The following is an 18,116-nucleotide window of genomic DNA, read 5'->3' as shown; positions in this document are numbered from 1 at the left end:
TTCTCCGCACCCACGCAAATTGCCATCGATCAATCGGCGACCTGCTGCACACCTGCTGCACGCCGCCGTTGGAATTTTCGTTCACTCAAATGTAAATACAGCAGCCCGGGCGCGCCGAGCCCGATCTCGCGGGCACGCTTGGCCAAGGACAGCGCCAGCGCCGCATCGGGCGGAAGGCCGACGATGGGAGCCAGCAACAGGTAGCCGCCTTCCTGCGCGCCCAGCGAGCCGGGAATGGCAAACGCCGCGCCACGAATCGCCTGGCCGACGCTCTCCAGCAGCAAGGCGTCGAGCCAGCTGACGGGATGCCCGAGGAAATGCAGGGCCAGCCAGACCTCGCCGGTGCCGACCAGCCAGCCGACCAGGCTCAGCGCGAAGGTGGACGCCACCTTGCGGCGGTCGCGGTACATCCCTTGCACGGCCGCGTCCACGGCATCAGCGCGCATGGTCAACCCCGACCAGTCGCGCTTGCCGAATACCTTCGACAGCAAGCGCAGCACCCGGCCAAACAGGCCGCGCTTCTGCACCACGTAGAAACCCGCGATGCATAGCGCAAGCACAGCGGTGACAACCAGGGTCGGCGTGCGCAGGTCCGACAGCGCGCCGTGCCCGCCGTACAGGCCAAACAGCGCCAGGCCGATAAAGGCAAACACCATCTGTGCCAGCGCCTGCATGGTGGTGCTCACCGTGATGGCCGCGGCGGCGTCGCGCATGCGCGTGCCGCGCTGCGCCAGGTAGCGCACCATCAGCACCGGGCCGCCGATCTGCCCCGCCGGCAGCAGGCTGTTGACGGACTCGCCGGCCCAGCGCGCCAGCAGCGCGTCGCGCATGGTGGCATGGCCGGCCCGGCGCTCGAACAAAACGAAGATGGCGCCGGCGTCCAGCACCAGCGGCAGCAGGTGGAACGCGGCGACCAGCACCAGGCCCCAGCCGGCCGACATGAACGTCGACGCGACGGAGCCGAATCCCTGCCAGGCGAGCAGCGCGACAAAGAGCGCCGCGCCGATCGACAGGAAAAGCATTGCGGCACGGGTCATGGGCGGGGCTTCTGGCCCGACACCAGTCTCTTGAATACCTGCCTGAAGCCAAAATACGCGACCGCGTCCTTCATGTTGGAGATGAAGCGCAGCCACGGGCGCATGCCCGGATCGGTGACGTACTCGAAGGTCAGCGACACCCGCATCTCGTTGGCGCCGGACGGCGTGATGCGGTGGCGCAGCTTGTCGCCATCGAAGAACACCAGCCCGCCGGGGGTGGTCTGCACCGAACCGGGCGCATCGGGCACTTCCGCGTCGCGGGTGTGCAGTTCGTAGTCGAGGCGGCAGGAGGATTCCTCGATCACGCCCAGCAGCAGCGTGTAGCGGCGGCCGTCGTAGTAGGAGGTGTCGTAGTGCCAGCCGATGTGGTCACCCTGGCGCGTGTAGTAATACAGCGCGTAGGCGTGGGGATCGGAGTCGGGGGAGACCTGCAGCTTCTCGCCGCACATCTGCTCGAGCCAGCCGATCAGCGCCTTCGACCGGTACAGCTCGGCGATGAACGGCGCGAGCTCGTCGATGGTATGCCGGCTGACGCTGCCACCCTGCTTGTGGCCGGGCAGGTAGTTGCGGTTGATCTGCGGCACCAGCGCGCGGGCGCTGGCCACCAGTTGCGCAGTGACCTCCGGCGCCAGGAACGCCTCCAGGTGAAGGAAGGCGCCCTGGCGCACGAAATCGGCACGCAGCTGGTTGCTGTCGAGCCGGGCCGTGCGCTCGGCCACCGAGGCGTCGGCATCGGGCAGCCTGGTGCCGGCGGCAGGTTCCGGGGCGGGCGTCTGGCGGGGATTCGCTGAAACGGGGCGCGGGTCGTCCAGCGTGATGTCGTTGGATTGCTCGCTCATCGGGTTCCTCGGATCTCCGTCGAAGCCGTGGCCGGCAGGGGACGCCGCATCACACGCCAGTAATCGATGATGACCCAGGCTGCGAACAGGGGAGCACCGATCGACGCCGCCATCAGGAACGGTGCGATGCCGCTGGTCAGCGTGACGAGCGGAAGCAGGTAAAGCACGTCTTCCGTCTCGAAACCACCTGCAGATGCCTGCTTCGTCCCGCTTTTCCCCACGCGCGACTCGATCCGCATGCGCAGGAAGAAAATCAGCGCCACCGCCACACCCGCGAGCGTGCCTTGCAAGACGGGCGGCATGGTGTCTGCCGCGGCCTGCCCCGAGATGGCTACGCCCATGCCCACAAACAACAGGACGGTAATCAACGCATCGCTCGCCAGGTCATAAAAATGACCTATCTTGCTGGATTTTCCGCTAATTCTCGCCAATTCACCATCAGTGTGGTCCACGAAGTTGGACACCACAATGAGGAGCGCACCGTAATTGGTCCACGCGAAACCGCCCTGCATCAGGCAGGCTACCCCGGCAAGGCCGATCACGAGCCGCAGGGTGGTCAGGTGGTTCGGGGTGACCCAGGAGTCCTTGAGCGGGCGCACCAGCGCGCGCGCCAGACGGGCGTCCCAGGTACGCGGGGCGGGAGGCTCGCCGTGTGAGTTCTTTGGATTTTTGTTCATCTGGGAAAAGGTCCACCGGCAGGGAAACTGCCGCACGGCTCGCATACTAGCGCCGGTTCACGCACATTGCATTGCGGGAACGCAACGGCCGAGCCGGCCGGGTCGCCATACAGGGATACCGCTAGTCAAACCGCTATGGTAAGCGAAGTGAACCGCAACAGCACGCGCGCGGTGCCGGGCGGCTGGCAAACAAGGGGGGTCCTGCCTGCTTTGCGGCGCTGACGGTGGGTGCGGGATGCCATGCAATGGCTCGCTCCCGCTTGCGCATGCGCAGACGAGCGCCGGGGGGACTGACGGGCGCTCGTTATGGCGTCGTGCTGCCGGCTCATGCCGGTAGCCCTTGCCCGGTCACGACCCGGTCATTGTCCCGCCCGGCGCGGATCCACCGGCACCCCGCAGCTGGCGCGCGCCTCGATCGCCTCGCCGCCGGCCAGGCACAATTCCTCCTGAAAGCGGCCCGCGACCAGTTGCACGCCCATCGGCACGCCTTCCACCAGCCCGGTCGGCACCGACAGCCCGGGCAGGCCCAGGATGGCGGTGGCCAGCAACGGGCTTTGCGCGTCGAGGATCCAGCGCATCGCGTCGTCGCCCTTCTGGTCCGCATCGATGGGGAATGGCAGCTGCCACGAGACCGGCAAGAGCAGCAGCGGATAGCGCGCAAGGAACGCCTGCCATTCGCGCAGCAAGGTGGAGCGCTGCGACAGCGCGGCCATGTATTGCGTCAAGCCTAGCTGTGGCGCGTGGCAGTTCATGCTTGCGAACGCTTTGCGCATGGGGTCGTCGCCATCCTGCTCGACGGCCTGGCGCACCCCGGCCCCCGCCTCGTTCAGGGTCAGCGCAAGCCATAAGTCCGCCGCCTCGCGCAGCCGCGGCGGGGCCACCTCCTCGATCGTGCAGCCCGCCTGCTCCAGCCAATGCGCCGCCTGCCTGACCGCGCCGGCCACCGCTGGCGAGACCGCGTAACCCGGCAGTTCAGCGCAAACGGCCACGCGCACGGGAAACCGCACCGGGCCATCGAGCGGCGCCGGTACCCACCAGGGATCCCTTGGATCCGGCCGCCATGGCGGCAAGACCCAGCCTCAGGTCCGCGACCTGTCGCGCCAGTGGTCCCTGCACCGAGCTGATCTGCATGCCGAGAGTGCGCTCCTTCGCTTGCGACGGATTGAACGCCGGTACCCGGCCCAGGCTTGGCCGCAGTCCGGGCACGCCACAGGCATAGGCGGGATAGCGGATCGATCCGCCCTGATCATTGCCGTGGGCAAGCGGCCCGATGCCCGCCGCCACCGCGGCCGCGGCGCCGCCGCTGGAGCCGCCAGGCGTGCGCTCCGGGTCCCACGGGTTCACCGTGCGGCCATGCAGATCGTTATCGGTGAACCAGCGCATCGAAAACGCCGGCGTATTGGTGCGGCCGATGACGATGGCACCCGCCTTGCGCAGGTTCGCCACCACCGGGCTGTCGGCGCGGGCCAGCACATCGCGGTAGGCGCCCACCCCGTTAGTGGTGGCGCAGCCTTCCAGGTCCACGTTGACCTTCACCGTGACCGGGACACCATGCAAGGGGCCGGCCGGCTCGCCCCTTGCCAGCGCGGCGTCGGCCAGTGCCGCCGCCTCCATCGCCTGCGCGGCCAGCACTTCCACCACGGCGTTGATCTGCGGATTCACCTGGTCAAGCCGATCCAGGCAACTGGCAACGGCCTCCTCGCACGACACCTCGCGAAGCCGGATACGGCTGGCCAGGTCAACAGCGCTCCAGCGCCAGATTTCATTGCTCATCGGACTTCCTCCCTTTGGTCCCTGCATTTGCCCGCGACGGCGGGCATGTGCGCTTCAATCTGCCCTGACCCCGGCGCGCTTGACGCTCTCAGCCCACTTCGGCACCTCGCTATGGATCAATGTCGAGAATTCGGCGGGCGTAGAGGGCATCGCGTCCACCGACAGCAAAGCGTTGGCCCGTATCACCGCGGGATCCCGGAGGGCGCTGTTCAGCGCCGCATTGAGCTTGCGAATCACCGCCTTGGGCGTGCCCGCCGGAGCGACCACGCCACCCCAGGCGACCACATTGAATCCCTTGATGCCGCTCTCGTCGATGGTCGGCACATTGGGCAATACCGAGGCGCGTTGCAAGCTGGTGACCGCGAGCGGCTTGACGCGGCCGGACTGCACGAACTGCAGTACGCCGGAAATGTTGTCGATCATGATGTCGACCTGCCCGTTGACCATGTCGCCGAGCGCCTGGGCACCGCTTTTGTACGGCGCGTGCAGCATGACGGTGCCGGTGCTGCTCTTGATCAGCTCGCCTGCCAGATGGCCCGCGGAGCCAACCCCAGGCGAGCCCATGACCACCTTGCCGGGATGCTTGCGGGCATAGGCAATCAGTTCCTCCAGGTTGCTGGCCGGGAAGTCCTTGCGCGCGATCAGCACGTAGGCGTTGCTCACGGCCAGCCCGACCGGCTCGATGTCCTTCTCCGGGTCGTAGGGCAGCTTGGTGTAGAAGGCGCGGTTGATGGCCAGCGTGACCAGGTTGCCATAGCCGATGGTGTAGCCGTCCGGCGCCGCAGCGGCCAGCACCTGCGTGCCGACGATGCCGCCCGCGCTGCCGCGGTTGTCCAGCACCACCGGCTGGCCCAGCTCCCGTCCCATGACTTCGGCGATGGGGCGCATGGTGACGTCGACCCCCGAGCCTGCCGCATAGGGCACGATCAGCTTGATCGGGCGGAACCGGAAACGCCATGAAAGACCATCACCTGAAAGCCTGGCTGCGGCTCGTCGAAACCGGCAGCATTCGCGCCGCCGCGCGTAGCCTGCACCTGAGCCAGGCGGCCATCACGAAGGCGGTAAAAGAACTGGAAGAGGACCTCGATGCGCCGCTGGTCGTGCGCAGTTCACGCGGCGTGACCCTCACCGAGTGCGGGCATCAGCTCACCTCGCGAGCCCGCATGGCACAGGCGCAGCTTGCGCTGGCGCGCCAGGATATCCGTGAGCTGCAGGGGGGCAACTCCGCACGCGTCGCGGTGGCGGTCACGCCGATGGCGTTCCTCAGTGTCCTGCCGGAGGTGATGCGATCCTTCCGGCTCAGCATGCCCCTGGCCGACGTCACGATCGATGAAGGACTGATGCCCATGGTGCTGCCGGCCCTGCGCGAAGGCGCGGTGGACTTTGCCGTGGCTGCGCCAGTGCGCGAATCGATCGGGAGCGACTTCAGTTTCGAGCCGCTGCTCGACCTCGATACGATGCTGGCCTGCCGGCGCGGGCATCCGCTGGAAAACGCCACGCAATGGAGCGAATTGCTGGAATGCGAGTGGCTGATGTACCTGTCGCCAGGCAGTCAGCACACGCACTTCCTGGAGAACATCCGCGAAGCGGGACTCGCCCGGCCCCGCCGCATCATCAAGGTCAATACCTTTGGCGTGGGCTGGAACCTGCTGACGCGCAGCGATGCCCTGCTGACCTGCCCTGCCGGCATGCTGAAGACAGCGCCGTATGGCGACCAGGTCAGCCGCATCCCGCTGGCCATGTCCCTGCCGCCAATCACGCTCGGCATCCTTACCTTGCGCGACAATCCGCTCTCGCTAGCCGCAACACGGTTTGCCGAGCTCTTCCGCCGCGCGATCAGGAGTGACGCCCGGCTCGCCTGAGCGCCGGGCGCCGCCCGGACACGATACTCGGCGGGCAGGATCGACCCGCGCGGCCTACTCGGAACGCAGCGCCTCCTGCGGATCAAGCCGCGCTGCCTTGCGCGCCGGCAGGACGCCCGCAGCCAGGCCGACCACGACCGCCACCAGCTCGGCAAGCACGGCATATGACCATGGGGTATGGACCGGCAGGGCCGGCAACGCGGCTTCAAGCAATAGGGCGAGGCTCCACCCCAGCAACAGTCCCGCCATGCCGCCGGCGGCTGCCAGCACCGCCGCCTCGCCAAGAAAGAGCAACATGACCCGGCGCCGGGTTGCGCCAACGGCGCGCAGCAGACCGATCTCCGACGTGCGCTCGGCCACCGCGATGGTCATCATGGTGAGAATCCCCACCCCGCCGACCACCAGCGAGATGGCACCGATCGCCGCGACCGCGAAGGTGATGGCGTCGAGCACTGCGCCAAACACATCAAGCATCTTTTGCTGCGGCGTGACGGTGAAGTCCTCACCGCCATGGCGCGCGCTCAACACACGTTTGATGCCTGCCTCGACCTCGGCGAGCGGGGCCGTCGGATCATAGGTGACCTCGATTTCCACGAGGCTTTCCCGGTTGAACAGGTCCAGCGCGCGGCCCGCCGGAATATAGACGGTATCGTCCAGGTCGAAGCCTAGCATCTGGCCTTTGGCTTGCATGACGCCAATGACGCGATAGCGCTCCCCGCCGACACGCACGCGTGCGCCCAGCGGGTTGTTGCTGCCGAAGAGTTCGCGCGCCACGGTTGCGCCGAGCACGGCCAGGGTACGTGCGGCGCGCGGATCGTCGTCGGGCAGGAATTGGCCCGCGGCCACGCGCATGCTCAGCGCCTCGGTAAAGCGGTGCCCGACGCCATACAAGGTAACGCGCCGGCTCTTGCCGAGGTAGTCGATTTCGGCATTGCCCTGGACCAGGGGATTGGCCACGCGCACGTGGGGGACGTGGCCCAGGGCGGAGGCGTCTTCGATGGAAAGCGGGCGCACCGTGTTGATCGACCCGAGCGAGGCGCCGTGGGTCTGGGTGCGCCCCGGTGTCACGCCGATCAGATTGGTGCCGAACTGGGTGAACTCCTTGATCACGTAGCGATGTAGTCCTTCGCCGATGGAGGTCAGCAGGATGACCGCGGCAATGCCAACGGCAATGCCCAGCGCGGTGAGGAAGGTGCGCAGCCGGTGGGCGGCCAGCGAGGCGAGCGTAAAACGGATGAAGTCGGCGTAGCGCATGCTCATCTCCGCGACAAGGCCTGCACCGGGTCCAGGCTGGCCGCGCGCCGTGCCGGCGCCACCGTGAACACCACCGCCGCCACCACCGCGGTGGCCGGTGCGGCCAGCAAGGCCCACCAGGGCGCGGTGAACGGAATCGCCGGATAAAGCCGGGTGGCCAGGCGGCAGCCCGCCTCGCCCACCGCCAGGCCCGTCGCCGCGCCGCCGAGCGCCAGCAGCACCGCCTCGGTGAGGAAGAGCAGCCGGATATGGCCGGCGGTGGCGCCGAGTGCCTTGAGCAGCCCGATCTCCTGTCTGCGCTGGGTCACGGCAATCAGCATCACGTTCATGATGAGAATGCCGGCCACGGCCAGGCTGATGGCGGCAATGCCGCCCACTGCCAGGGTGAGTGCCCGCAGGATGCGGTCGAACGTGGCCAGCACCGCGTCCTGGGTGATGACGGTCACGTCGCGCTTGCCTTCGTGGCGCTGCCGGATGATCTCCTCGGCGTCGGCCCTCGCGTGCTGGATCTGCTCGCGGCTCCTGGCTTCGATCAGCACACGGAACAGCGAGTCGGTATTGAACAGGGCCTGGGCCGCGGCCAGCGGCACGATCACCATCTCATCGGTATTGAAGCCCAGCGACTCGCCCTGCCCCGCCAGCAGCCCGATCACGCGGAAGCGCCGGTCGCCGATGCGCAGCCACTCACCCAGGGCCGGGCGCGCGCCGAACAGCTCCGCCGCCACCCTGGTGCCGATCACGCAGACGGGCTGGCCATGGTGGGGATCCCCTTCGGGCAGGAAGCTGCCCTGGGCCAATGCCATATGACGCACCGCAAGCAGTTCCGCGGTGGAACCCAGCACCGGCGCTTCGCGCCGGCGAGCGCCCACGCGCAAGTCGGCGTCGCCGACAATCAGCGGCGCGATGCGTGCCACCGCGGGACTGCGCTTGAGCGCGAGCGCATCGTCCAGCGTCAGGTCGCGCGTGGTAGCGCCCAGCACGATCCCGGGTGCCGCGCCGGCCGTTTCGCTGCGCCCGGGCAACACGATGACCAGGTTGGTGCCCAGCGCGCCGAACTGGTTCACCACGTACAGCCTGGCACCCTCGCCGAGCGCGCTCACCGTCACCACGGCCGCCACGCCGATGCTCATCGCCAGCAGCATCAGCAGGCTGCGTGCGCGGTTGCCGCGCAGTACCTGCCAGGTGAAGTCGAACACGTCGGCGATGCGCATGGCGGACCTATCGCGGCGGGGATTGGGGCTGGTCGCCGACGATGGCGCCGTCCACCATGCGCAGCTGGCGCGCGGCGCGGGCGCCGAGCTCCGGGTCATGCGTGATCAGGATCAGCGTCCCCCCCTGAGCGTGCAAGCGTTCCAGCACCGTCAGCACATCCTGGCCCGTCTGCCGGTCCAGGTTGCCCGTTGGCTCATCGGCGAGGATCACCGGCGGATGCATGGCCATTGCACGGGCAATGGCCACCGTGGTCCGGCCGGTGGCCGGCGCGGTCCTGCTCGCCGAGCAGCACGGCCAGGCGGCGGTGGCGCTCTGCCGGATCCATGCCCGCCAGTACCATCGGCAGCTCGATGTTGCCCGCGGCGGACAACCGTGGCACCAGGTGGAAGAACTGGAACACGAAGCCCATCTTCTGCCGTCGCAGGCGGGCCAGTTCGTCATCCGGCAGGACAGTCACGTCGCGGCCGTCAAGCTCGTAGGTGCCGGCATCGGCACGATCGAGCAGGCCCAGGATATTGAGCAGCGTGGACTTGCCCGAGCCCGATGGCCCCATGATGGACAGGTATTCCCCCTGCGCCACCGCAAGGTCGATGCCGCGCAGCGCATGCACCGTCTCGCCCCCGAGCGCGAAGGCACGCCGGATGCCGTGGAGCCGGATCATTTCGCCGTGCCTCCCGTGCCAGCCTGCGGCTCTTCGACGGCGGCCGCGCCTGCGCGCACGCCGCCGCGATCCAGCGAAGTGACCACCCGTTCGCCGCGCGCCAGGCCCGCCTTTACCTCGGTGAACTCCCAGTTGGATAGCCCGGTATCGAGCTTGCGCGCCGCCAGCTTGCCCTCGGCGGTCAGCACTAGCGCCATGTTGCCTGATCTCAGGGCCGTGGTGGGAAGGCGCAAGACCGGGTCGTGCGCGTCGGTCACGATCTCCACATCCGCGCTGTAGCCGACGAGCAGGTAGTGCGCCGGGTCCGGGCTATCGAGCTGCACCTCGACCTCGACGGTGCGGGCCTGCTTCTCCTGCGCCAGCACGTAGGGCGCGACGCGCCGCACCTTGCCCGCGAAATGCCTGCCGCGATAGGCGTCCAGGGTGACGCGCGCCGGCATGCCCACCCGCAGGCGCGCCGCGTCGATCTCGTCGATCGGGGCCGACACGTAGAGGCAGGAGTCGTCGATCAGGTCCACCGCCGGCAGTGTCGGGATGCCTGGCGGCGACGGCGTCAGGTATTCGCCTATTTCTCCATTCACTTCGGCCACCACGCCGTCGAACGGCGCCTTGAGGACCGTACGTGCGATATCGGCGCGGGATCCCGCGATACGCGCGCTGGCCTCTTTCACCTGGGCCCTGGCGGATTCGCACGCCGCGGACCTGGAACTGGCGTCGGCGTCGGCCCGCTCCAAGGCCTGCGAGGAAACAAAGCCCCTGGCCACCAGCCCGAGCGCGCGCCTGGCGTCGCTGGCCGCCACCTTGGCCAGCTCGCACACTTCGCGCGCATGCGCCGTGGCTGTCAGCAACTGCTCTTGCGCAAGCCGATCACGCGCGAGCAGGTCCTCGTTCCAGAGTGCCAACAGGACCTGCCCGGTCTTCACGCGATCGCCCTTGCGGATATTCAGCAACTCGATGCGACCCGCCGCCGGAGGCGCCAGCTTTGCCCGCCGGCAGGCGGACACCGAACCGGCGCGGGTATTGGCGACAGTGGCCTCGACCCGCCCCATGTCGGCCCTGGCTGTCAGCACCGCCACAGGCTCGACCCGGGTCGCATACCAGGTGGCACAGGCCAATAGCGCCAACACCATGGCGGCGCCCGCTACGCGGATAGTGACCAGGCGGCGGATTGCCCGCCCCGGCGGGAAAGGGGAACGGTCTGTCATAGGGCAAGGAGGAGCAAGCCTAGTCCAACAGCCTGTTCATAGCCCTCCTGTTTGATGACCGGAAGCGGAGCGCTCGCATCAAGATTCGCCTCAAACGCAAGGTTGGACCCCTGGGCGTTTGCCAGCTCGCCAGACCATCTTCGTGGGCATACGTACACCCTTGGCCGCGACAATGCCCTCTGATCTCTAGCATAGGCATACATGTGACGAACTGGAACCGTTCCGTCAGACTTGCTCATTCCTGCTCAATCAGGAACAAAGCTGACTTCCTGCTTCGTCGAGGCTGGTTTCGTCCCGGCGTTACCGCCAGGACCAGAGCCTTCCTCTCCACAGGCTGGTACCGTGGAACTCACGGCATAACTTCTCAAGTTGATCGCGGCGTTCACGTCGCGATCATGGCGCGCGCCGCAGGCCGGACACGCCCACTCCCGTACCGACAGCGGCAGCACGGCCAACTTGTGTCCACAGCATGAGCACGTCTTGCTGCTGGCGAACCAACGGTCCGCCACCACCACCACACCACCCCGCGTCGCCGCCTTATACTCCAACTGCCGCCGGAACGCGAAGAAGCCCATGTCGGCCACCGAGCGCGCCAGATGCCGGTTCTTCGTCATCCCGCGCACATTCAGGTCCTCGATGCCGATGGTATGGAACCGGCGCGTCAGGTCGCTCGTGAGCTTGTGCAGGGCATCGGAACGAAGACAGGAGATCCGGGCATGCAGCCGGGCAAGCTTGCCTTTGGCCTTCTTGCGGTTGGTCGAGCCTTTCTGCTTGCGGCTCAAGCTACGCGATAAGCGCCTGAGGCGGCCGAGCAGCGCCTTGTGAGGCTTCGGGCCCGGTATTGGAGGTTCTCCCGTCGAGAGCGTTGCCAGGGCCGAGACACCCAGATCCACACCGACCGCGCCTTGGTTTTCGGCTTTGGGCAGATGAGAATCGTCCTGGGTATCGACGGTGAGACTGACAAACCAGCGGTCGGCCACACGGGAGACCGTGGCCGATAGGATCTTGCCAGCGAAGCGCAACGTCTCGCGCATCCGCACCCAGCCAAGATTAGGGATGCGGATGCGCGAACCGTCGACACTGAACTGGTTGTTGGTGAGCGTGAAGCGGTCATGCACGCCCTTCCTGCGGAACTGCGGATAGCGGGCTCGGCCGGCGAAGAAATTCTTGAAGGCGTCACCTAACTGAATGATCGCCATCTGCGGCGCGTTCTTGGTGACTTCCAGCATCCAGGGGAACTGCTCGCGCTTCACCGCGTTCAACTGGCGGCGCAACGCGGCTTGCGATGGTTTCGGCTGAGTGGAACCGGCCTTGTGCGCGTCGTATTGGCGCTTCCACTCGGCTAGCGCCCAGTTGTAGGCGAAACGCGCCACACCAGCCGCCCGGGCGAAGTAGGTCGCCTGGATGTCGTTCGGCTCGAGGGCGATCTTGTGAGCGATCAGCATCGCGCAGCCTCGACGGTGCGGCGCACGTCATCCAGAATCTTTTGATTCTTGCGCGACCAGCTGCCATGCAAGCGAGCGCTGAACACCGCGATGATCTCCGGGACGGCCTTGGCTAAGTCTTCCTTGAAGGTCGTGTCCTCGCCTTGATTCAGAATGATGACATCCACTTGTTTCGCCTCGCATATGGCAAACACCAATTCGGCACCGAACCGCAACAGCCGGTCCTTATGCGTGACGACAAGCCGGCCGACCTGGCCTCCGATCACCGCGCTGAGCAAGCGCTTGAGTCCCGTCTTCTGATAGTTCATGCCGGAGCCCAGGTCCGCGACAACCTCGAACGTCCAGCCCTGCTGGGCGCAATACAACTCGAGCACCTGCTTCTGGCGTTCCAGATCCGCCTTCTGGTCATGCGACGACACGCGAGCGTAAGCCACTGTTCGACGCTCCACGGCCGGCGCGCGTGGCCGCTGCGGGCATAGTCGCGCCAAGTCGTAGCGCCTGCGCCCCCCCAGGCGTGCGCTGGTCGGGCAAAAACTTGCCTTCTCGTTCCCAGCGACGCTGCGTTTGCTGGGCGACCCCAAAGAACGCTGCAGCTTCTTGAATGCCGACCATCTCGCGTGACATGAACAAATTATTCAGGAATGCGCAGAAACGAGCAACTCTTATGCACACAGTTCAAGCCCTGCAGGCAAGCTTGCCCTTGAAAATACGCCCAGACGCCACTTTCCGCCCCACTCGCTCTTGCCCGGCCTAGCCCCTTGAAGCATGCGTTGCGCGTCTGCTTGCGAGCTTGGCGCGCATCAGCAAGAGGATTGCGAAGCACCCACGGCAGCGATGTGGCGAACGCAACTGGTCGCTCCAGGCAGGCGCCAAGGCAAGAAGGCGTGGACGATCAAAGGCGGACAGCGAACACAGCGGCAAGTCGCGTTGCGCGCCATGCGTGGGACTGCCTTATCATTCCTGCGGTCGCGCCGGGCCTGGGCCCGCTTCAGGGCTGGCTGCTTTCGCTGGCCCGTACCCTGGGACATCTTGCGTGGAGGATGGCGTGGCGATGGCCGGGGGCACGCTTGCCGGCGCCACCGCCGGCGGACTCGCCGACGCCGGCCCCGCATCCAAGACACCTTGGTCGACGGCCGGGTTGCGTTCGCCCGTCAACGCGGGCAACACCGCCGATGCCGCCACGCCGGTGTCCGGCTCGGCAGCCGCCGCCGGCTCCGGCTCCGGCGCGGGACGCGCGGCCCGCTTGGGTGTGGGCGGCGCTTCCGGCTTGGGCGCCGGCCCGAACCACCGCTGGTACCAGCCCCGTATCGTCCAGCCCAGCGCTTCGAAGAGCCCGACTTCCTTGTGCTCCACGAAGCGGACGTTCGCATCGATCATGCGGGACCGGAGCGAGCGCTGGAAGAAGTCGCCCACCATGGGCAGCGCACTGTGCGCGCCCTGGCCCCAGTAGTCGCTGCGCAGCGTCACCCGGCTGTCGTTGAACCCGACCCACGCGCCGGCCACCAGTTGCGGATGCATCAGGATGAACCAGCCATCGGCATTGTCCTGCGTAGTGCCGGTCTTGCCGGCGACATCCGCGCGAATGCCAAAGCGCGTGCGAATGCTCGCGCCGGTGCCGCGGTCGATCACGCCGCGCATGACGTCGAGCAGCGTCTGCACGGTGGCGACAGGCAGCGCCTGCTCGGGCGACGCGGGCGGAACGTCTCCAGCACCTCGCCCTTGCGGTCTTCGATGCGGGTGACCATCACCGGCTCCAGGTAGGCGCCCTGGTTGGCGATGGTGCCGTAGGCGCCGCTCGGGGGGCCATCGTCGGAGGGCCGCCAGACCTCGCCGCCGGCGAGCGGGATTTCCACGGCCTGGTCAACGAACGTGTCGTCGGGCTTGGCACCTTGCTCGAACGCTGCGCCGTATACGAACGGCTTGAACGTGGAACCCGGCTGGCGCTGTGCCTGCTGCACATGGTCGAAGGCATCCAGCGTGAAATCGCGGCTGCCTACCCACGCCTTGATCTCGCCGGTGCGCGGGTCCAGCGCGAGGAAGCCGGCCTGGATGCGGGTCTTGGACTGGCGCAGCGCCTGCATGAAGGCGTTATCCGCCAGCAGTTGCTTCATGGCCGCCTCGGGCGTCTGCCCCGCTTCCCTGGCCGCGCGGTACGCCGGCGTCTCGCGCACGAAGGCCTGCACCAGGTCCTGGTTGGCCGCCCAGCCGGAGCGCGGTGCCCAGGCGGCATCGGCGATGGCTTGCAGCTGGTTGCCCTGGCGCGCCACCGCCTGGTTGGCCAGCGCCTGCAGGCGCGAATCGATGGTGGTGCGCACGACCAGCCCATCGGTATAGATGTTGTAGTCGTTGCGGTCCGCCCAGGTGATCAGCCATTTGCGCAGCTGCTGGGCAAAGTGCGGCGCCGGGCCGGGCGGCTCGGTCTGCCGCTCGAAGTCGATGCGTAGCGGGCGTTTTTTCAGCAGCTCGTACTTCGCCGGCTCCAGCTTCTGGTACTTGACCATCTGCGCCAGCACGATATTGCGCCGCTGCACGGCACGCTCGGGGTTGATGACCGGGTTGTAGTAGCTGTTGCCCTTGAGCATGCCGATCAGGGTGGCGCTTTCCAGCACGTCCAGCCGGCCGGCGGACTTATCGAAGTAGGTGCGGGCCGCCATCTCGATGCCGTACGCGTTGTACAGGAACGGCACGGTATTGAGATAGGTCTCGAGGATCTCGTCCTTGGTGTAAAGCGCCTCGATCTTCAGCGCCGTGATGGCCTCCTTGAGCTTGCGCGTAAGCGTGGGCGCGCGGCCGATCTCGTCGGGATAGAGATTGCGGGCCAGCTGCTGCGTGATGGTGGAACCACCTTGGCGGTCGCCGGAGAAGGTATGCAGCGCGGCCGAGCCCATGCGGCGCCAGTCCAGGCCGAAATGCTGGTAGAAGCGGTGATCCTCGGTGGCGATCAGCGCCGTTGTCACATTCGGCGAGATATCGGCCAGGCGGACCCATTCGCGGTTGGCCCACTTGAACATGGCCAGCGGCTTGCCGTCGGCCGACAGTACCTGCGCGGGCTGGTCGGACTTGGCCTTGCGGATATCGCTGATGCCCGGGGTAAAGGGAATCAGCACCAGTACATAGAGCAGGAACAGCACCGGCACGGCGGCCACTGCCTTGGCCACGCCGCGGCGCGTGGGGCGCCGCAGGCGGGCAAGCCGTTCGGCGGCGAGGGATTTGATCTGGGCCAGATTCATGAAGCAAGCAACATTGGTCGGAGTCACATTCCGGCGCGAGGAAAGGCCTGCATCCTACCAAAATCGCTTGCTGCGCCCTGGCATCTTGTCCAACACCAGCAAATCAAGGCCGCATTGGGGCCATTTCAGTCGAAGCGGTGCTCCTTGAGCACCAGGCTCTCGTCCAGGCGCTCGTACTTGGACGCGAAGCTTGCGTCGAATCGCACCACGCGCTTGAGCTCCGGTGCATACCACGCCACCGCGGTATAAGGCACCGCGGAAATTGCGCCGGTGGCGCCATAGAACGGGCGCATCACGTAGCCCTTGTAAGCCAGCCGCAAGACCTGGAAGCTGCCGGCGGGCACCGTGATGGTGGACTCCCCGGTCACCTCGCCGGTGAGGTCCGTGCGCAAGCCGGTACCGGCCTGCTTGTAGCTGTATTTCCATCGGGCGCCCGGCTTGATGTCTTCCGGCACCCAGCCGCGCGGCGGCGACGCGCCATCGAAATCGCCGCCGCTGGGCGTGGCGATCCGGTTGACGCGGCCGTCGAGGGTCTCCACGCGGGCGCCTTGGTTGAACGTGACCCGGTCACCCTCGATGCGGTCGACACGGTAGACCACATCGCGCCGCGTGCGCGTCATCTTGTCGACCAGCTCATAGCGCCAGGTCTCGCCAACGCGGGGCGACGCGCCGCCAGCCGGGGCAGCGCCGGCCTCGTCCACCACAGGCTCCGCGGGCGCCGCCGGCGCGGATGATCGATAGCTGGCCATGGCCGCCACGCCGCGCTCCTTGATCGACGCGATCCAGCCGGCGGGCAACGCCTTGAGCCTTTCGCCGGGCGCGCGCCGTGCCGACAGGATGCCCACGAGCCGGCCCGCCTCATCGAACAGGCCGCCACCGCTGGCCGTCACCGGGAGATCAAGCGTGACCTCGATGCGGTCCAGCTTGCCGTCCGGGCCCGCGCGCAATCCGGCCACGCTGCCATCCACCACAACCACGCCCGTGGCCTCCGGGCTGGCTGCCGCAAGCACCCTCTGCCCAAACGACGGCGCCGCCGCCGCCGACACACTGACGGCCGGCGCGTTGAAGTTCGCGACGCGCAGCAAACACAGGTCGCGATCCACGTCAGGCGCTTCCAGCGTGGCGTCATAGCTCACGTTGTCGCGCCGCACGGCAATCTCGCGCGCGCCAGCCAGCACGTGGCAAGCGGTGACCAGCTGCCCAGGGCCGATCACCACGGCGGAGCCCGACGCGAGGGGCGCGTTGTTGAGGCCCGTTGCCCGCACGGCATAAATGCTTGGCGTGAGCTTGGCGAGCAGCTGCGGGGCATCGAGCGCGCTGGCATTAGCGGCGGCAAGCGCCAGGAAGACGGGAACGGCGATCAGGAAGGAGCGGCGCATAGCTGGCGGTGACGTTGTCATGTGCGGGAAGAAAGCTGGGGAGGAGTGGCCGATCCGCGTGGCGAGGTAAGGCGAGGCAAACGCGCGATGGCGGTGCAGTGCGGTAGTTCGTCTCGGGGTCCACCCATATTGCCCGGTCGAGATTATCGCCGGTTTCCGTGCCGGTCCGCGAATGCGATTGCGGGCAAGCATGTAATCCGTTAATCTCATGCCTCATGACCCGCGTACAAACCCCGTCGATTATTCGCACCATCCCTGGGATGGTGGGTTAGCGCACGTGGCCTGAACACGCAAAGCAACCCGCCCAACGAGGCGGGTTTTTTGTGCCCGTCTCCTTGAGGCCTTCAACGCCAAGGAGATTAAAGATGCAGCCAGCCAGCTCCGCCGTACACCCCACAGCCATCCTCCACATGGTCTGCGGCAAGATCGGCTCCGGCAAATCGACGCTGGCCAGGCAGCTAGCTGCCCAGCCGGCCACGGTGCTGATCAGCGAGGATAACTGGCTGTCCCGCCTGTATCCCGGCGAGATCCGGGAGGTGGCCGACTATGCCCGCTGCGCCGGAAGACTGCGCGACGCCATGGCCAGCCACATCGAAGCGCTGCTGCTGGCGGGCATGTCGGTCGTGCTGGATTTCCCCGCCAACACGCCGGCCACCCGAAGCTGGGCCCGGGCCATGTTCACGCACGCGGGCGCAGCGCATCAACTCCACTACCTCGATGCGCCGGACGCCCTGTGCAAGGCCCGCCTGCGCGCGCGCAATGCCAGCGGCACGCACCCGTTCGAGACCACCGATGCGCAGTTCGATGCCATCACGCTTTACTTTGTGGCACCGTCAGCGGACGAGGGCTTCAACGTGATTCGGCATGTGCCATCCGCTGCGGGTGCGGCGACAACCTGACAGGCAAGGCTGGGGAAGGCATCGGACCGCATGCGGCGTTGGCTCGCTATCATGGCGAACACATTCACCATCCAGCCGAAAACCGCCATGCCGTTGATGTTCGAGCTTGCCTCCTCCCTGCCGATCCCCGCCAGCCAGGCATGGCAGCGCGCGACCACGTCGGGGGGCATCAACGACGAATTGTTTCCCTGGCTGCGCATGACCGCGCCACCCGCCATGCGCGGCAAGGCGATCGACGAGCTGCCGCTTGGCGAGCGGCTCGGCCGCAGCTGGCTGCTGGCGTTCGGCATGTTACCCGTGGAGGTCGACGACATCATGCTGGCGGAGGTGGGACCGGGCTACCGCTTCAAGGAAACGTCGCGGATGCTGAGCATGCGCAGCTGGGTGCACGAACGAACGATTCAAGACACCCCAGGTGGTTGCGAGGTGCACGACCGGCTAACGTTCGAATTGCGGGGGCCCGCAGCCTGGCTGCCCGGCGGCGGCGGCGCGGTGGTCCCCGCCTCGGCCGATAGTCAAGAGTGACTCCATGATTGACGAGATTCCGATCACCTCGTCGACCAGCCGACATCTGGATTTTCTTCACCGCCCGGCAATCAAGCAGATCGAGCGATCCAGGCACATGACAGGCCGTCGTTGCCCG

At 67.0% G+C, this 18,116-nt stretch carries 14 protein-coding genes and 3 pseudogenes; 3 read left to right on the top strand and 14 right to left on the bottom strand.

Annotation, left to right across the window (positions count from 1 at the left end; all coding sequences use genetic code 11):
• Positions 1 to 29: 29 nt before the first annotated feature.
• The 5 genes and pseudogenes from OR16_RS25045 to OR16_RS25025 all read right to left on the bottom strand — a co-directional run bounded on the left by OR16_RS25045 (position 30) and on the right by OR16_RS25025 (position 5,250).
• Complete coding sequence (locus OR16_RS25045) at positions 30 to 1,037, bottom strand: flippase-like domain-containing protein (protein WP_006160995.1); 1,008 nt, start codon at positions 1,035 to 1,037, stop codon at positions 30 to 32.
• Positions 1,034 to 1,876 carry a HalD/BesD family halogenase gene (locus OR16_RS25040; protein ID WP_006160993.1) on the bottom strand — a complete coding sequence of 281 codons (843 nt, stop codon included), beginning with the start codon at positions 1,874 to 1,876 and terminating at the stop codon, positions 1,034 to 1,036. The genes OR16_RS25045 and OR16_RS25040 overlap by 4 nt, the downstream gene beginning before the upstream one ends.
• Positions 1,873 to 2,553 (bottom strand): CDP-alcohol phosphatidyltransferase family protein, encoded by a 681-nt coding sequence (locus OR16_RS25035; protein ID WP_006160991.1) that lies wholly within the window; start codon positions 2,551 to 2,553, stop codon positions 1,873 to 1,875. The genes OR16_RS25040 and OR16_RS25035 overlap by 4 nt, the downstream gene beginning before the upstream one ends.
• Before the next feature lie 359 nt (positions 2,554 to 2,912).
• Positions 2,913 to 4,326: pseudogene (locus OR16_RS25030) on the bottom strand (amidase family protein).
• 54 nt (positions 4,327 to 4,380) lie between these two features.
• Positions 4,381 to 5,250: a Bug family tripartite tricarboxylate transporter substrate binding protein gene (locus tag OR16_RS25025; RefSeq protein ID WP_237717214.1), complete on the bottom strand. Its 870-nt coding sequence runs from the start codon at positions 5,248 to 5,250 to the stop codon at positions 4,381 to 4,383.
• 32 nt (positions 5,251 to 5,282) lie between these two features.
• On the opposite strand from OR16_RS25025, the gene OR16_RS25020 reads away from it, so the two are divergent.
• A complete protein-coding gene (locus OR16_RS25020) occupies positions 5,283 to 6,188 on the top strand; it encodes a LysR substrate-binding domain-containing protein (RefSeq protein ID WP_006160988.1) in 906 nt (301 codons plus the stop codon).
• A gap of 54 nt (positions 6,189 to 6,242) precedes the next feature.
• Here OR16_RS25020 and OR16_RS25015 read toward each other — a convergent pair whose 3' ends face one another.
• From OR16_RS25015 to OR16_RS24980, 9 genes and pseudogenes are all read right to left on the bottom strand, one after another.
• Positions 6,243 to 7,442 carry an ABC transporter permease gene (locus OR16_RS25015; protein ID WP_006160987.1) on the bottom strand — a complete coding sequence of 400 codons (1,200 nt, stop codon included), beginning with the start codon at positions 7,440 to 7,442 and terminating at the stop codon, positions 6,243 to 6,245.
• A 2-nt stretch (positions 7,443 to 7,444) separates the two neighbouring features.
• Positions 7,445 to 8,653, bottom strand: a complete 1,209-nt coding sequence (locus OR16_RS25010) for an ABC transporter permease (RefSeq protein WP_006160985.1) — start codon at positions 8,651 to 8,653, stop codon at positions 7,445 to 7,447.
• A gap of 7 nt (positions 8,654 to 8,660) precedes the next feature.
• Positions 8,661 to 8,882: a hypothetical protein gene (locus OR16_RS46330; RefSeq protein ID WP_006160983.1), complete on the bottom strand. Its 222-nt coding sequence runs from the start codon at positions 8,880 to 8,882 to the stop codon at positions 8,661 to 8,663.
• Complete coding sequence (locus OR16_RS25005) at positions 8,848 to 9,315, bottom strand: ABC transporter ATP-binding protein (RefSeq protein ID WP_006160982.1); 468 nt, start codon at positions 9,313 to 9,315, stop codon at positions 8,848 to 8,850. The genes OR16_RS46330 and OR16_RS25005 overlap by 35 nt, the downstream gene beginning before the upstream one ends.
• Positions 9,312 to 10,445, bottom strand: coding sequence for an efflux RND transporter periplasmic adaptor subunit (locus OR16_RS25000; RefSeq protein ID WP_006160980.1), 1,134 nt, complete (start codon positions 10,443 to 10,445; stop codon positions 9,312 to 9,314). The genes OR16_RS25005 and OR16_RS25000 overlap by 4 nt, the downstream gene beginning before the upstream one ends.
• 320 nt (positions 10,446 to 10,765) lie before the next feature.
• Complete coding sequence (locus OR16_RS24995; protein WP_006160979.1) at positions 10,766 to 11,965, bottom strand: RNA-guided endonuclease InsQ/TnpB family protein; 1,200 nt, start codon at positions 11,963 to 11,965, stop codon at positions 10,766 to 10,768.
• Positions 11,959 to 12,589: pseudogene (locus OR16_RS24990) on the bottom strand (IS607 family transposase). Before OR16_RS24990 ends, OR16_RS24995 begins: the two are co-directional and overlap by 7 nt.
• A 330-nt stretch (positions 12,590 to 12,919) precedes the next feature.
• Positions 12,920 to 15,195: pseudogene (locus OR16_RS24985) on the bottom strand (transglycosylase domain-containing protein).
• 125 nt (positions 15,196 to 15,320) lie between these two features.
• Entirely contained in the window at positions 15,321 to 16,574 is a 1,254-nt protein-coding gene (locus OR16_RS24980; protein ID WP_006160975.1) for a S1 family peptidase, read from the bottom strand.
• Positions 16,575 to 16,939: 365 nt separating this feature from the next.
• On the opposite strand from OR16_RS24980, the gene OR16_RS24975 reads away from it, so the two are divergent.
• A complete protein-coding gene (locus OR16_RS24975; RefSeq protein ID WP_006160973.1) occupies positions 16,940 to 17,473 on the top strand; it encodes an AAA family ATPase in 534 nt (177 codons plus the stop codon).
• A 51-nt stretch (positions 17,474 to 17,524) separates the two neighbouring features.
• The gene (locus tag OR16_RS24970; protein WP_141639911.1) at positions 17,525 to 17,998 is read left to right on the top strand and encodes a hypothetical protein; all 474 of its coding nucleotides are present in this window, start codon (positions 17,525 to 17,527) and stop codon (positions 17,996 to 17,998) included.
• The last annotated feature ends 118 nt before the right edge of the window (positions 17,999 to 18,116 follow it).

It is taken from the genome of Cupriavidus basilensis OR16 (assembly GCF_000243095.1).
GTDB classification, from domain to species: domain Bacteria; phylum Pseudomonadota; class Gammaproteobacteria; order Burkholderiales; family Burkholderiaceae; genus Cupriavidus; species Cupriavidus basilensis_D.
This window is presented reverse-complemented; position numbering and strand designations above follow the sequence as displayed.

Excerpts from the sequence above, each read along its gene's own strand:
- OR16_RS25015 (WP_006160987.1), bottom strand. The coding sequence starts at position 7,442 with ATGCGCTACGCCGACTTCATCCGTTTTACGCTCGCCTCGCTGGCCGCC.
- OR16_RS25035 (WP_006160991.1), bottom strand. The coding sequence starts at position 2,553 with ATGAACAAAAATCCAAAGAACTCACACGGCGAGCCTCCCGCCCCGCGT.
- OR16_RS46330 (WP_006160983.1), bottom strand. The coding sequence starts at position 8,882 with ATGGCCATGCATCCGCCGGTGATCCTCGCCGATGAGCCAACGGGCAAC.
- OR16_RS25005 (WP_006160982.1), bottom strand. The coding sequence starts at position 9,315 with ATGATCCGGCTCCACGGCATCCGGCGTGCCTTCGCGCTCGGGGGCGAG.
- OR16_RS25000 (WP_006160980.1), bottom strand. The coding sequence starts at position 10,445 with ATGGTGTTGGCGCTATTGGCCTGTGCCACCTGGTATGCGACCCGGGTC.
- OR16_RS25040 (WP_006160993.1), bottom strand. The coding sequence starts at position 1,876 with ATGAGCGAGCAATCCAACGACATCACGCTGGACGACCCGCGCCCCGTT.
- OR16_RS24970 (WP_141639911.1), top strand. The coding sequence starts at position 17,525 with ATGGCGAACACATTCACCATCCAGCCGAAAACCGCCATGCCGTTGATG.
- OR16_RS24995 (WP_006160979.1), bottom strand. The coding sequence starts at position 11,965 with ATGCTGATCGCTCACAAGATCGCCCTCGAGCCGAACGACATCCAGGCG.
- OR16_RS25045 (WP_006160995.1), bottom strand. The coding sequence starts at position 1,037 with ATGACCCGTGCCGCAATGCTTTTCCTGTCGATCGGCGCGGCGCTCTTT.
- OR16_RS24975 (WP_006160973.1), top strand. The coding sequence starts at position 16,940 with ATGCAGCCAGCCAGCTCCGCCGTACACCCCACAGCCATCCTCCACATG.
- OR16_RS25010 (WP_006160985.1), bottom strand. The coding sequence starts at position 8,653 with ATGCGCATCGCCGACGTGTTCGACTTCACCTGGCAGGTACTGCGCGGC.
- OR16_RS25020 (WP_006160988.1), top strand. The coding sequence starts at position 5,283 with ATGAAAGACCATCACCTGAAAGCCTGGCTGCGGCTCGTCGAAACCGGC.
- OR16_RS24980 (WP_006160975.1), bottom strand. The coding sequence starts at position 16,574 with ATGCGCCGCTCCTTCCTGATCGCCGTTCCCGTCTTCCTGGCGCTTGCC.